Below are 13,860 nucleotides of genomic sequence, written 5' to 3' on the forward strand. Positions count from 1 at the left end.
TGTCGGGCGTGCGGTCCTTGGCCAAGGCCTCTCCTCGTTACGGGGCGCGTCCGCGCCGCTGGCCGGGGCCCGGACGGCCCCCTCCACCGCGCGCGAGTCTAGGTCGGCGACCTGTGCGGGAGCTGGGAGCCGGGCGGTGCGGCGGGGCGGCCGGCTGGACGTGCCTGCTCCCGGTGGGTGGAGCCGCAGGGCGCGGGTGGGCGATCAGTACGCTCGCCGGGTGACACCGGAGCAGCTGCAGGACGTCGTTCGTACCGCCGTGGGCGCGGTCGTCGAGCGAGGTGCGCTGCCCGTCGAGGTGCCCGCCGGCGTCGTCGTCGAGCGGCCGAAGAACCCCGAGCACGGCGACTACGCCACCAACACGGCCCTGCGGCTGGCCAAGCCGGCCGGCCGGCCGCCGCGCGAGGTGGCCGAGCTGCTGGCCGCGGAGCTGCGCGCGCACGACGGCATCGCCACCGTCGACATCGCCGGCCCCGGCTTCCTCAACATCACCCTCGCCCGGGGCGCGCTCGGCCGGATCGCCGTCGACGCGGTGACGGCGGGGGAGGCCTACGGCCGCACCACCACGCTCGCCGGCCAGCGGCTGAACCTGGAGTTCGTCTCGGCCAACCCGACCGGGCCCGTGCACATCGGCGGCACCCGCTGGGCCGCCGTCGGCGACGCGATCGCCCGGCTGATCCAGGCCAGCGGAGCGGACGTCACGCGCGAGTACTACCTGAACGACGCCGGGGCGCAGATCGACCGGTTCGCCCGGAGCCTGCAGGCCGTGGCGAACGGCCGGGGGGTGCCCGAGGACGGTTATGCGGGCAGCTACATCGGTGACATCGCCCGCGAGGTGGTCGCGGCCGAGCCCGGGCTGCTCGACCGCCCGGAGGACGACCAGTTCGCGGTCTTCCGCGCCCGCGGTGTGGAGCTCATGGTGGCCGAGATCCGCACCACCATGGAGGGGTTCGGCGTCCACTTCGACGTCTGGTTCTCCGAGACGTCGCTGCACGAGGCCGGCGCTCTGGAGAAGGCGGTGGCCCGGCTGCGCGAGCAGGGCCACGTCTACGAGTCCGACGGCGCGGTCTGGCTGCGCACGACGACCTTCGGCGACGACAAGGACCGCGTCCTGGTCAAGGCCGACGGCGAGCCGACCTACTTCGCCGCCGACTGCGCCTACTACCTGAACAAGCGCGAGCGCGGCTTCGACAAGGTCGTGATCATGCTCGGCGCGGACCACTCGGGGTACGTCGGTCGGTACAAGGCACTGGTGGCCGCGGCCGGCGACGACCCCGCCGTCCACCTGGAGATCCTGCTGGGCCAGCTGGTGAACCTGCTGCGCGACGGCGAGCCGGTCCGGATGAGCAAACGGGCCGGGACCGTGGTCAACCTGGAGGACCTGGTCGACGCCATCGGTGCCGACGCCGCCCGGTACGCGCTCGCCCGGGCGTCGGTGGACCAGCAGATCGACATCGACATCGACCTGTGGACCCGGCAGACCAACGACAACCCGGTCTTCTACGTCCAGTACGCGCACGCCCGGATCTCGTCGGTCCTGCGCAACGCCGCCGACCTCGGGCTCTCCCTCGGCGAGGCCGGGGACGTCGACGTCGCCCTACTGGCGCACGACCGGGAGAACGACCTGCTGCGTGCCCTGGGCGAGTTCCCGCGCGTCCTGATCAGCGCCGCCGAGCTCCGGGCCCCGCACCGGGTCGCCCGCTACCTCGAGGAGCTGGCCGGCACGTACCACCGCTTCTACGACTCCTGCCGCGTGCTGCCCCGTGGGGACGAGGAGGCCACCGCGCTGACCACGGCCCGGCTGTGGGTCTGCTCCGCCACCGCGGTCGTGCTGCGCAACGGCCTGGCCGTCCTCGGGGTCTCCGCGCCGGAGCGGATGTGATGCGGGCGCACCCCGCGGGGCCGCTCGCGGGAACGGACGGCACCTCCAGGAAGTGGACATGAGAGCGCACCCCGCAGGGCCGCTGCACGGAAACATCAGCCCGCCGTCGGCCGCCGGTGCCCCGCCGGCCGAGCTGGATGCCCTCGACCCCCAGGTGTGGCCGCGTTCGGCGGAGCGGATCGACGGCGAGCTGCACCTGGCCGGCCGGGCCGTCACCGACCTGGCCCGCGAGCACGGCACGCCGCTGTTCGTGCTCGACGAGACGGACTTCCGCGGCCGCGCCGCCGACTTCGCGACGGCTTTCGCCGACGCCGACGTGCACTACGCCTCCAAGGCGTTCCTCTGCGGGCAGGTGGCCCGCTGGATCGCCGAGGACGGGCTGCACCTGGACGCCTGCAGCGGCAACGAGCTCGCCGTGGCGCTGGCTGCCGGGTTCCCGGCCGGGCGGATCGCGCTGCACGGCAACAACAAGTCGCTGGTGGAGCTGCGGCTGGCCGTCGACTCCGGCGTCGGGCACGTCGTGCTCGACTCCTTCGACGAGATCGACCGGCTGGTCCCGCTGGCCGAGGCCCGGGTCGCCGCCGGCGGCGAGCCGGTGGGGGTGCTGATCCGCACCACCGTCGGCATCGAGGCGCACACCCACGAGTTCATCGCCACCGCGCACGAGGACCAGAAGTTCGGCTTCTCCCTCGCCACCGGTGACGCGCTGGAGGCCGCCCGCCGGGTCCTCGCCGAGCCGGCGCTGCACCTGGCCGGCCTGCACAGTCACATCGGCTCGCAGATCTTCGACACGGCCGGCTTCGAGGCCGCGGCGCACCGCGTCGTGGGGCTGCTCGGCGCCGTCCGGGACGCCACCGGTGAGGTGCTCGGCGAGCTGAACCTCGGCGGCGGGTTCGGCATCGCCTACATCCCCGACGACGACCCGATCAGCCCGGCCGACGTCGCGGCCAGGCTGCGCAGCGTCGTCGCCGCGGAGTGCGCCGAGCTCGGCCTGCCGGTCCCGCGGCTGGCCGTGGAGCCGGGCCGGGCCATCGCCGGCCCCGGCACGGTGACGCTGTACGAGATCGGCACCATCAAGCCGGTGCGGCTGGGGGCCAGCGGCGCGCCGGGCACCCCACTGGTGCGCAACTACGTCTCCGTCGACGGCGGGATGAGCGACAACATCCGCACCGCGCTGTACGACGCCAGCTACACGTGCGTGCTGGCCAACCGCACCTCCGACGCCCCGCCGGCGCTGTGCCGGGTGGTGGGCAAGCACTGCGAGAGCGGCGACATCCTCGTCCGCGACCTGTGGCTGCCCTCGGACGTCGTGCCCGGCGACCTGCTCGCCGTCGCCGCCACCGGGGCCTACTGCTGGTCGATGGCGAGCAACTACAACTACCTGCTCAAGCCTCCGGTGGTCGCCGTCCGGGACGGTGCCGCCACGGAGATCGTGCGACGTCAGACACTGTCCGACGTGTTCGCCCTCGACGCGGTCCTCGCCGACCACCCCGCCCCCTCGCCGGCCATCGACCAGCCGGCGCCCGAGCACCCCGCGGGAGCGACCTCGTGAACGGACCCCTCAAGGTGGCGCTGCTCGGCTGCGGCACCGTCGGCAGCGCGGTGCTCCGGGCACTGCAGGAGCAGGCCGACGACCTCGGCGCCCGCATCGGCCACCCGGTCGAGGTGGCGGGCGTCGCCGTGCGCCGCCCCGCGCACCACCCCGACGTCCCGGCGCACCTGCTCACGACCGACGCCCACGGCCTGGTCACCCGCGACGACGTCGACCTCGTCGTCGAGGTGATCGGCGGCATCGAGCCGGCGCGCTCGCTGATGCTGGCGGCGTTCGAGGCGGGCAAGTCGGTGGTGAGCGCCAACAAGGCGCTGCTCGCCGAGGACGGCGTCGCCCTGCACGCCGCGGCCGCCAAGGCCGGCGTGGACCTCTACTACGAGGCCGCGGTCGCCGGCGCCATCCCGATCCTGCGGCCGCTGCGCGAGTCGCTGGTCGGTGACCAGCTCTCCCGCATCGTGGGCATCGTCAACGGGACGACGAACTACATCCTGTCGCGGATGGCCGAGACCGGCGCCGGCTTCGGCGAGGCGCTGGCCGAGGCCACCGAGCTGGGCTACGCCGAGGCCGACCCGACCGCCGACGTCGACGGCTTCGACGCCGCTGCCAAGGCCGCGATCCTGGCGTCGCTGGCGTTCCACACCCCGGTGGCTGCGGTCGACGTGCACCGCGAGGGCATCTCGACGGTCACCGCCACCGACGTCGCCCGCGCCGCGGAGATCGGCTGCACCGTCAAGCTGCTGGCCATCTGCGAGCGGGTGAGCGGCCCCGACGGGGACTCGGTCGCCGTCCGGGTGCACCCGGCGATGATCCCGACCGCGCACCCGCTGGCCTCGGTGGGCGGGGCGTTCAACGCCGTGTTCGTCGAGGCCGAGGCGGCCGGTCAGCTGATGTTCTACGGGCAGGGGGCCGGCGGGGAGCCGACGGCCAGCGCCGTCCTGGGCGACCTGGTCGCGGTCGCCCGGAACCGGGTCACCGGCGGCCCCGGCCCGGGGGTCACCGGCTACGCCAACCTGGCCGTCCGGCCGATGGCCGAGACGCCGACGCGGTACCACGTCAGCCTCGACGTGGCCGACAAGCCGGGCGTGCTCGCCGCCGTCGCGCAGGAGTTCGCGCGGCACGAGGTGAGCATCTCCACCGTCCGTCAGACCGGCCGCGGCGACGCCGCGACGCTGGTCATCGTGACCCACAGCGCCCCCGACGCGGCGCTGTCGGCCACCATTGCCGCGCTGCGGGAGATGCCCGCGGTCCGTGGGGTCACCAGCGTGCTGCGCGTGGAAGGGCTGTCATGACCGTCTCCCCGATCGTCTCCCCGGGCTGGCCGGGCCTGATCGAGGCCTACCGCTCCCGCCTGCCGGTCAGCGACTCCACCCCGGTGGTGACCCTGCACGAGGGCGCCACCCCACTGGTGCACGCACGCGAGCTGTCCCGGCGCACCGGCTGCGAGGTCTACCTCAAGGTCGAGGGCGCCAACCCGACCGGCTCCTTCAAGGACCGCGGGATGACGATGGCCATCACCAAGGCCGCGGAGGAGGGCGCCCGCGCGGTCATCTGCGCCTCCACCGGGAACACCAGCGCGAGCGCCGCGGCCTACGCGGTGCGGGCCGGTCTGGTCTGCGCCGTCCTCGTGCCGCAGGGCAAGATCGCGATGGGCAAGCTGGCCCAGGCGCTGGTGCACGGTGCCAAGCTGCTGCAGGTCGACGGCAACTTCGACGACTGCCTGGCGCTGGCCAGCAAGCTGGCCATCGACTACCCGGTGAGCCTGGTCAACAGCGTCAACCAGTTCCGCATCGAGGGCCAGAAGACCGCGTCCTTCGAGATCGTCGACGTGCTGGGTGACGCCCCGGACATCCACTGCCTCCCGGTGGGCAACGCCGGCAACATCACCGCCTACTGGCAGGGCTACCGGGAGTACTGCACCGACTCCGCCACCCCCGGCCCCGCGACGCGCACCCCGAGGATGTGGGGCTTCCAGGCCGCCGGTGCCGCTCCGATCGTCAGCGGGCAGGTGGTGGAGAACCCGAGCACGATCGCCACCGCGATCCGGATCGGCAACCCCGCCTCCTGGACCAAGGCGCTGGCCGCCCGCGACGAGTCCGGCGGCCGCATCGACGCCGTCACCGACCGCGCGATCCTGTCCGCGTACCGGCTGCTGGCCCGCAGCGAGGCCGTCTTCGTCGAGCCGGCCTCCGCGGCGTCGGTCGCCGGCCTGCTGCAGGTGGCCGCCGCCGGGGAGCTCGAGCCCGGCCAGCGGATCGTCTGCACCGTCACCGGCAACGGCCTCAAGGACCCGGAGTGGGCCATCTCGGGCGCTCCGGCGCCGGTGACCGTCCCGGTCGACGCGGCCGCGGCGGCCGCGCAGCTGGGTCTGTAGGTGTCCCGCCCCGACCCCGGCCGGGTCCGCGTCCGCGTGCCCGCCACCAGCGCGAACCTGGGGCCGGCCTTCGACTGCGCGGGTCTGGCCCTGGAGCACCACGACGTCCTCGAGTTCTCGGTGCAGCCCGATGGCCTGTCCGTCGAGGTGACCGGCGTGGGCGCCGGTGAACTGCCCACCGACGAGTCGCACCTGGTCGTGCGCGCCTTCCGTGCCGCGTGCGCCGAGCTGGGCTGGACGCCGTCCGGCCTGCGGGTGGTGGCGGAGAACGCCATCCCGCAGGGCCGGGGGATGGGCTCGTCGGCCGCGGCCGTCGTCGCCGGGGTCATGGGCGCCTGGGCGCTGTGCCCGGACGTCGAGGGCATCGACCTGAACTCCGTCCTCCGGCTCACCACCGCGCTGGAGGGCCACCCCGACAACGTCGCCGCCTGCCTGCTCGGCGGGCTGACGCTGTCCTGGACCGGCGACGGGGGAGTGGGTGCCGACAGCCTGGAGGTGCACGGCGACGTGCTGCCCGTCGTCCTGGTGCCCGACGCGACCCTGTCCACCGAGCGGGCCCGGTCGCTGCTGCCGGAGGTCGTGCCGCACGCCGACGCTGCCTTCAACGCCGGCCGGTCCGCGCTCCTGGTGCACGCCCTCACGTCGGGCGGCCTGCTGCTCGAGGCCACCGAGGACCGGCTGCACCAGCGCCAGCGCGCGGCGGCGATGCCGGCGTCGCTCGCGCTGATCGAGCGGCTGCGGGGGGCCGGGCACGCGGCCGTCGTCTCGGGCGCGGGACCGTCGGTCCTGGTGCTGGCCCGGCGCACGGTGCGCAGCGCGGACCGGGAGCCCGGGGCGGAGGAGATCGAGGACATCGCCGCGCTGGTGCCCGAGGGGTGGCGGGTGCTCCCGCTGGGCGTGGACGTGCGCGGGGCCCGGGTGCTCCACGACACGGCTGAGGTATCGTCTCGGTAACGAGGAACACACTGAGATCATCCGGTGTTGTCCTGCCCGTGAGCTGCGACTAGGCTCACGGCGTAGCCGCCCACTCGGGCGAGCCTCGCGCGGGGCCGAAGCAGACGATCGATTCTCGTCGCCGCTCATCCGCCTCGCACCTCTCAACCCGTTCTCCAGTCGCGCACCCGCCTCCGGGCCGGTCCGCCGGGGACCGGGGCACCCCCTGCGCTGAGACGGCGCAGGTCACCGCAGGGAAGGACCTGTACGTGAGCGAAACCACCGACCTCGGCGTGACCGGCGCGCCCGACGCCGCCGCCTCCGCCGAGGGCACTGCCGCTTCTGGGACGGCGGGCCGCCCCCGCCGCCGCGGCAACGGACTGTCGGGCATGCTCCTGCCCGAGCTGCAGCGCCTGGCCGGTGAGCTGGGCATCCCCGGCACCGGCCGGATGCGCAAGAGCGACCTGGTCGCCGCCATCTCCGCCCGTCAGGTGGGCGGCGGTGACCCCGCGGACGGCGCTCCCGCGCCGAGCACGGAGAGCCCGACCACCGAGGGGGCCGGCACCGCACGCGGTGTCGCGGCGACCGCCGCCCCCCTCGAGGCCCCCGTCAGCGGTGGCGCCAACGGTGGCCCCCTGACCGGCGAGGCGACGCCCGCGCCGGCCCGCACCCGCCGTGGCGCCAGCCGTCCCGCCGGTTCCCCCGGGACCGCCGCCCCGGCCCCCGCGGCCGACGCCACCCCCGAGGCCCCCGCCGCCGCGGAGACGCCGGCCGCCACTTCTCGGCCCGCCACGGCTGAGCCCTCCGCCCCCGAGTCCACCGCGGCCGAGTCCGCCACGGCAGAGGCCGCCAAGGCCGAGCCCGCCGCGGCCGAGTCCGCCACGGCCGAGCCCGCGACGGCAGAGGCCGCCCCGGCCGAGCCCCGCGAGGACGACCAGCGCGACGGCGAGCAGCGCGAGGGCGGCCGTCCGCAGCGCAACCGCGACCGCAACCGCAGCCGCGGGGACCGGGAGGCCAACCGCGAGGCTGGCCGGGAGGCCGACGACCGCGCCAACCGCGACGGCGGCAACCGCGACGGTGGCGACCGCAGCGAGCGGAACGCCAACCGTGACGGTGCCGGCCGCGACGGCGCGAACCGCGACGGCAACCGCGGTCCCGACCGCGACCGCAACGACCGGGGCGGCCGTCCGGACAACCGGAACGACAACCGCAACGAGAGCCGCAACGACCGGGGCAACGACCGGGTCGGCGAGGACGACGACGACGACTTCGAGGGCCGCGGCCGTCGCGGTCGCCGCTACCGCGACCGCAACAAGCGCGGCAACAGCCGGGAGCGCTTCGACCAGGGCGAGCCGACCGTCAGCGAGGACGACGTCCTGCTGCCCGTCGCCGGCATCCTCGACGTGCTCGACAACTACGCGTTCGTCCGCACCTCGGGCTACCTGACCGGCCCCAACGACGTCTACGTCTCGCTGTCCCAGGTGCGCCGCTACGGCCTGCGCCGCGGCGACGCCATCACCGGCGCGGTCCGGCAGCCGCGCGAGGGCGAGCGCAAGGACAAGTACAACGCGCTGGTCCGGCTGGACACCGTCAACGGGCTGGACCCCGAGCAGGCCCGGAACCGGCCCGAGTTCACCAAGCTGACCCCGCTCTACCCGCAGGACCGCCTGCGGCTCGAGACCGAGCCGCACCTGCTCACCACCCGGGTCATCGACCTCGTCATGCCGATCGGCAAGGGGCAGCGCGCGCTGATCGTGTCGCCGCCGAAGGCCGGCAAGACGATGGTGCTGCAGTCGCTGGCCAACGCCATCACGACGAACAACCCCGAGTGCCACCTGATGGTCGTCCTCGTCGACGAGCGTCCGGAAGAGGTCACCGACATGCAGCGCTCGGTGAAGGGCGAGGTCATCGCCTCGACCTTCGACCGGCCGCCGGCCGACCACACCACGGTCGCCGAGCTCTCCATCGAGCGGGCCAAGCGCCTGGTCGAGATGGGCCACGACGTCGTCGTCCTGCTGGACTCGATCACCCGCCTGGGCCGCGCCTACAACCTGGCGGCCCCCGCCAGCGGGCGCATCCTCTCCGGTGGTGTCGACTCCACGGCGCTGTACCCGCCCAAGCGCTTCCTCGGCGCGGCCCGCAACATCGAGAACGGCGGGTCGCTGACGATCATCGCCTCGGCGCTGGTCGAGACCGGCTCCACGATGGACACGGTCATCTTCGAGGAGTTCAAGGGCACCGGTAACGCGGAGATCAAGCTCGACCGCCGGCTGGCGGACAAGCGGGTCTTCCCGGCCGTCGACGTCAACGCGTCGGGCACGCGCAAGGAGGAGATCCTCATGTCGCCCGACGAGCTGGCCATCGTCATCAAGCTGCGCCGGGTGCTCGCCGCGCTCGAGCCGCAGCAGGCGCTGGAGCTGCTGCTCGACAAGCTGAAGAAGACGCGCAACAACGTCGAGTTCCTCATGCAGATCCAGAAGACGACGCTGGGCCCCGGCCAGGAGTAGAACAGGCCGCCGGTCGGCGGGGCCGGGGCATCAGGGATACTGGTCGACCGAGCCCCGCCGGCGGCGCGGAATACCTCCCGCCGGCCGGCGTTCCACCACGTGAACCGCACAGACTTCTCGGAAGAGGCAACAGGCATGAAGCCCGACATCCACCCCACGTACCACGAGACCACCGTGACCTGTGGTTGCGGGAACACCTTCACCACGCGCAGCACGGCGCCCAGCGGTCAGCTGACCGTCGAGGTCTGCTCGGCGTGCCACCCCTTCTACACCGGCAAGCAGAAGATCCTCGACACCGGTGGTCGCGTGGCCCGGTTCGAGAAGCGCTTCGGCAAGCGCAACGCCGGCGCCACGGCCGACGCCGCCCAGTAGCACCCCCGACGGCGCCCGCTCCCACCTCGCGGTGGGGCGGGCGCCGTCGTCATGTCCGGACCCCACCGCCCGTCGCCGCGGCGGTGTGTGCACACAACGCCCCAGGAGAGACCGATGAGCAGCACCGAGACGTCGGCACCGGACCGTCTCGCCGGGCTGCTGGCGGAGCACGCACGCCTGGAGCAGGAGCTGGCCGACCCGGCAGTGCACGCCGACCAGTCGCGGGCCCGCCGGATGGGCCGCCGCTACGCGCAGCTGGCGCCGCTGGTGGAGACCGCGCGCGGGCTGGAGCAGGCGCGCGACGACCTGAGCGCCGCGCGGGAGCTGGCCGCGGAGGACGCGTCCTTCGCCGCGGAGGCCACGGCGCTCGAGCAGCGGATCGCCGAGCTCACCGACCGGTTGCGCGAGCAGCTGCTGCCCAAGGACCCCGACGACGACAAGGACGTCATCCTCGAGATCAAGGCGGGGGAGGGCGGTGCGGAGTCGGCGCTGTTCGCCGGCGACCTGCTCCGCATGTACCTGCGCTACGCCGAGCGCCGCGGCTGGGCCACGGAGGTCCTGGACGCCGTCGACGCCGAGCTCGGTGGCTACAAGGACGTCGCGGTGGCCATCAAGTCGCGCACCGACGAGGGGATCTGGTCCCGGCTGAAGTTCGAGGGCGGCGTGCACCGCGTCCAGCGCGTGCCGGCCACCGAGAGCCAGGGCCGCATCCACACCTCCGCGGCCGGCGTGCTCGTGCTCCCGGAGGCCGAGGAGGTCGACGTCACCGTGGACCCGAACGACCTGCGCATCGACGTCTTCCGCTCGTCGGGGCCCGGCGGGCAGAGCGTCAACACCACCGACTCCGCCGTCCGGATCACGCACCTGCCCAGCGGCATCGTGGTCAGCTCGCAGAACGAGAAGAGCCAGCTGCAGAACCGGGAGTCGGCGCTACGCGTGCTGCGCTCCCGGCTGCTGGCCGCCGCCCGGGAGGAGGCCGCCGCCACCGCGAGCGACCAGCGGCGCAGCCAGGTGCGCACCGTCGACCGCAGCGAGCGGGTGCGCACCTACAACTTCCCGGAGAACCGGATCTCCGACCACCGGGTCGGCTACAAGGCGCACAACCTCGACCAGGTGGTCGACGGCGACCTCGACGGGGTCATCGACGCGCTGGTCGCCGCGCACACCGCCGAGCTGCTGGCGGCCGGCTCCTGAACACCCGCGCCCTGCTCACCGCGGCGGCCCGCCGGCTGGCCGAGGGAGGCGTGGCCTCGCCCCGGGTGGACGCCGAGCTGCTGCTCGCCCACGTGCTCGACGTGCCCCGGACCCGGCTGCTCACCCTCGACGACGTCGACGGCGAGGCGGCCGCCCGGTTCGAGGCGCTGCTCGGGCAGCGGGCCGACCGGGTGCCGCTGCAGCACCTGACCGGCCGGGCACCCTTCCGCTACCTGGAGCTGGCGGTCGGCCCCGGGGTCTTCGTGCCGCGGCCGGAGACCGAGCAGCTGGTGGGCTGGGCGCTGGAGCGGCTGGCCGGGATCGCCGAACCGCTCGTCGTCGACCTCGGCTCGGGCTCGGGCGCCATCGCGCTGTCGATCGCCCGCGAGCACCCCGGCGCCCGGGTGACGGCGGTGGAGCGCGACCCCGGCGCGATCGAGTGGACCCGGCACAACGCGCGCGCCTGCGCCGCGGCGGGGGACACCCCGGTCGAGGTGCTGGCCGGTGACATGACCGATCCGCAGCTGCTCCGCGGGCTCGACGGCCGGGTGGACCTGGTCGTGAGCAACCCGCCCTACGTGCCCGACGGCGCACGGGTGCCGCGCGAGGTGGCCGACCACGACCCGCCGCTGGCGCTGTGGGGTGGTCCCGACGGCCTCGACGTCGTCCGGGGGCTGCTCGGCACCGCCGCCCGGCTGCTCCGCCCCGGCGGGGGGCTGGGCATCGAGCACGCCGACCAGCAGGGCGGCTCCCTGCCGGCCCTGGTGCGCGCCCACGGCGGGTTCGCCGCGGTGGACGACCACCCCGACCTGGCCGGCCGCCCCCGCTACACCACCGCCCGCCGCGCCGGCTGAGCACTGCGGAAGACTGCGGTCCCGTGGCCGACATCTACGACTGCTCCGACCCCGGGACCCGCGCGACCGGCCTGGACGCCGCCGTCGCGGCGATCGGGCGTGGCGAGCTGGTGCTGCTGCCCACCGACACCGTCTACGGCGTCGCCGCCGACGCGTTCACCCCGGCGGCGGTCGCCCGGCTGCTCGCTGCCAAGAACCGGGGCCGGGCCATGCCCGTGCCCGTGCTGATCGGGGAGGCCTCCACGCTGGCCGGGCTGGTCGTGCGCACGCCGGAGGTCGCGACCCGGCTGGCCCAGGAGTTCTGGCCCGGCGGGCTCACCCTGGTGCTGGAGCACGCCCCGTCCCTGGCCTGGGACCTCGGCGACGCCGAGGGGACCGTGGCCGTCCGGCTGCCCGGCGACGAGCTGACCCGGGACCTGCTGCGCCGCACCGGGCCCCTGGCGGTGTCCAGCGCGAACCGGTCCGGCCGGCCGGCGGCCACCTCGGCGCAGGAGGCCGACATGCAGCTCGGCGCGCACGCCGCCGTCGTCCTGGACGACGGGCCGCGGGCGAGCTCCGCGGCGAGCACGATCGTCGACTGCACCGGGCCGGCCCCGCGGGTGCTGCGCGTCGGCGCGATCCCGGTCGACCGCCTCCAGGAGCTCGTCCCCGAGCTCACCGACTGACACCGACGAGTGGGCCCCGGAGGGGTCCGCGAGGAGGGTGCGACCGCAGGCCACGGTGCAGGGCGCCGACGAGTCGGGCCCGGAGGGTCCGGCGAGGAGTGTGCGGAGCCGCTCAGCGCACCAGGGGCACGGTGATTGGCCGCGGTGCGACGCGGAGCGTCGCAATGTCGCAGTGTCATAGTTAAGCGACCGCCGCGCCGCCCGAGCCCGGGCATCGCGGGCGCCCGCACCGACTTCTGGAGTGCGCTGAGATGAGCACCCCCTACTGGGGCCCGGACTTCGACGCCCTGGCCGCCTTCGACCCCGACATCGCCGACGTGGTCACCGGTGAGCTGGACCGGCTGCGCGGAGGGCTGCAGCTGATCGCCAGCGAGAACTTCACCAGCCCCGCCGTCCTGGCCGCACTGGGCAGCACGCTGTCCAACAAGTACGCCGAGGGCTATCCCGGCCGGCGGTACTACGGCGGGTGCGAGGTGGTCGACCGCGCCGAGGAGATCGGCATCGCGCGCGCCAAGGAGCTCTTCGGCGCCGAGCACGCCAACCTCCAGCCGCACTCGGGGGCCAACGCCAACCTGGCGGCGTACGGCGCGTTCCTCAAGCCGGGGGACACCCTGCTGGCCATGGCGCTGCCGCACGGTGGTCACCTGACCCACGGCGCGAAGGTCTCCTTCTCGGGGAAGTGGTTCAACGCCGTGCAGTACGGCGTGAACCCGGAGACCGAGCACATCGACTACGACCAGGTGCGCGACCTGGCCCGCGAGCACCGGCCGAAGATGATCATCTGCGGTGGCTCGGCCATCCCGCGGCTGATCGACTTCCCGCTGTTCCGGGAGATCGCCGACGAGGTCGGCGCGATCCTCATGGTCGACGCCGCGCACTTCATCGGCCTGGTCGCGGGCAAGGCGATCCCGAGCCCGGTGCCCTACGCCGACGTCGTCACCTTCACCACCCACAAGGTGCTGCGCGGCCCCCGCGGCGGCGCCATCGTGTGCAAGGCCGAGCACGCCAAGGCCATCGACAAGGCGGCCTTCCCGATGATGCAGGGCGGGCCGCTGATGCACGCCGTCGCCGCCAAGGCGGTGAACTTCAAGGAGTGCCTGCAGCCCGAGTACCAGGCCTACGCCCGCCAGGTCATCGCCAACGCGCAGGCGCTCACCGAGGGCCTGGCGGTCGAGGGGCTCCGGCCGGTGGCCGGCGGCACCGACACCCACCTGGCGCTGCTGGACCTGCAGGAGACCGGGGTGACCGGTGCCGACGCCGAGGCCCGGTGCGGCGCCGCGGGGATCGTGCTGAACAAGAACGCGATCCCGTTCGACCCGCAGCCGGCCTCGGTCGCCTCGGGCATCCGGGTCGGCAGCCCGGCGGTCACCACCCAGGGCATGACCGAGCCGGACATGAAGTCGATCGCCTCGCTGATCGGCGCCGCGATCCGCGACGCCGACGGCAGCCGCACGGCCGAGGTCGCCGCGGGCGTCCGCGAGCTGGTCGGTGCCCACCCCGCGTACCCCGAGCCGGCGAAGACCGTCTGAG

General features: G+C 74.3%; 11 protein-coding genes. All 11 read left to right on the forward strand.

All coding sequences use genetic code 11. The features are described 5' to 3' along the window. Positions 1–220 precede the first annotated feature (220 nt). The 11 genes from argS (at position 221) to ACI790_RS12865 (ending at position 13,859) form a co-directional block, all read left to right on the forward strand. A complete protein-coding gene (gene argS, locus ACI790_RS12815; RefSeq protein WP_456570151.1) occupies positions 221–1,882 on the forward strand; it encodes an arginine--tRNA ligase in 1,662 nt (553 codons plus the stop codon). Positions 1,883–1,940: 58 nt separating this feature from the next. After that, positions 1,941–3,434 carry a diaminopimelate decarboxylase gene (gene lysA / locus ACI790_RS12820; RefSeq protein ID WP_456570152.1) on the forward strand — a complete coding sequence of 498 codons (1,494 nt, stop codon included), beginning with the start codon at positions 1,941–1,943 and terminating at the stop codon, positions 3,432–3,434. Continuing rightward, positions 3,431–4,723 carry a homoserine dehydrogenase gene (locus tag ACI790_RS12825; RefSeq protein WP_456570153.1) on the forward strand — a complete coding sequence of 431 codons (1,293 nt, stop codon included), beginning with the start codon at positions 3,431–3,433 and terminating at the stop codon, positions 4,721–4,723. The genes lysA and ACI790_RS12825 overlap by 4 nt, the downstream gene beginning before the upstream one ends. After that, on the forward strand, positions 4,720–5,805 hold the full coding sequence (thrC, locus tag ACI790_RS12830; protein WP_456570154.1) for a threonine synthase: 1,086 nt from the start codon (positions 4,720–4,722) through the stop codon (positions 5,803–5,805). Before ACI790_RS12825 ends, thrC begins: the two co-directional genes overlap by 4 nt. Next, positions 5,806–6,759, forward strand: a complete 954-nt coding sequence (thrB, locus tag ACI790_RS12835; protein ID WP_456570155.1) for a homoserine kinase — start codon at positions 5,806–5,808, stop codon at positions 6,757–6,759. Between the two features lie 248 nt (positions 6,760–7,007). Then, on the forward strand, positions 7,008–9,245 hold the full coding sequence (gene rho, locus ACI790_RS12840) for a transcription termination factor Rho (protein ID WP_456570156.1): 2,238 nt from the start codon (positions 7,008–7,010) through the stop codon (positions 9,243–9,245). 135 nt (positions 9,246–9,380) lie between these two features. Then, positions 9,381–9,617 (forward strand): 50S ribosomal protein L31, encoded by a 237-nt coding sequence (gene rpmE, locus ACI790_RS12845; RefSeq protein WP_456570157.1) that lies wholly within the window; start codon positions 9,381–9,383, stop codon positions 9,615–9,617. Between the two features lie 114 nt (positions 9,618–9,731). Further along, the gene (prfA, locus tag ACI790_RS12850; protein WP_456570158.1) at positions 9,732–10,811 is read left to right on the forward strand and encodes a peptide chain release factor 1; all 1,080 of its coding nucleotides are present in this window, start codon (positions 9,732–9,734) and stop codon (positions 10,809–10,811) included. Positions 10,812–10,822: 11 nt separating this feature from the next. Next, positions 10,823–11,665: a peptide chain release factor N(5)-glutamine methyltransferase gene (gene prmC / locus ACI790_RS12855; RefSeq protein WP_456570244.1), complete on the forward strand. Its 843-nt coding sequence runs from the start codon at positions 10,823–10,825 to the stop codon at positions 11,663–11,665. Positions 11,666–11,688: 23 nt separating this feature from the next. Beyond that, complete coding sequence (locus tag ACI790_RS12860; protein ID WP_456570159.1) at positions 11,689–12,330, forward strand: L-threonylcarbamoyladenylate synthase; 642 nt, start codon at positions 11,689–11,691, stop codon at positions 12,328–12,330. Positions 12,331–12,581: 251 nt separating this feature from the next. After that, positions 12,582–13,859: a serine hydroxymethyltransferase gene (locus tag ACI790_RS12865; protein WP_456570160.1), complete on the forward strand. Its 1,278-nt coding sequence runs from the start codon at positions 12,582–12,584 to the stop codon at positions 13,857–13,859. The last annotated feature ends 1 nt before the right edge of the window (position 13,860 follow it).

The organism is Blastococcus sp. SYSU DS0539 (genome assembly GCF_054050855.1).

What these genes read in the sequence shown, in the direction of transcription:
- lysA (WP_456570152.1), top strand. Translation starts at nt 1,941, where the DNA reads ATGAGAGCGCACCCCGCAGGGCCGCTGCACGGAAACATCAGCCCGCCG.
- thrC (WP_456570154.1), top strand. Translation starts at nt 4,720, where the DNA reads ATGACCGTCTCCCCGATCGTCTCCCCGGGCTGGCCGGGCCTGATCGAG.
- rpmE (WP_456570157.1), top strand. Translation starts at nt 9,381, where the DNA reads ATGAAGCCCGACATCCACCCCACGTACCACGAGACCACCGTGACCTGT.
- prfA (WP_456570158.1), top strand. Translation starts at nt 9,732, where the DNA reads ATGAGCAGCACCGAGACGTCGGCACCGGACCGTCTCGCCGGGCTGCTG.
- ACI790_RS12865 (WP_456570160.1), top strand. Translation starts at nt 12,582, where the DNA reads ATGAGCACCCCCTACTGGGGCCCGGACTTCGACGCCCTGGCCGCCTTC.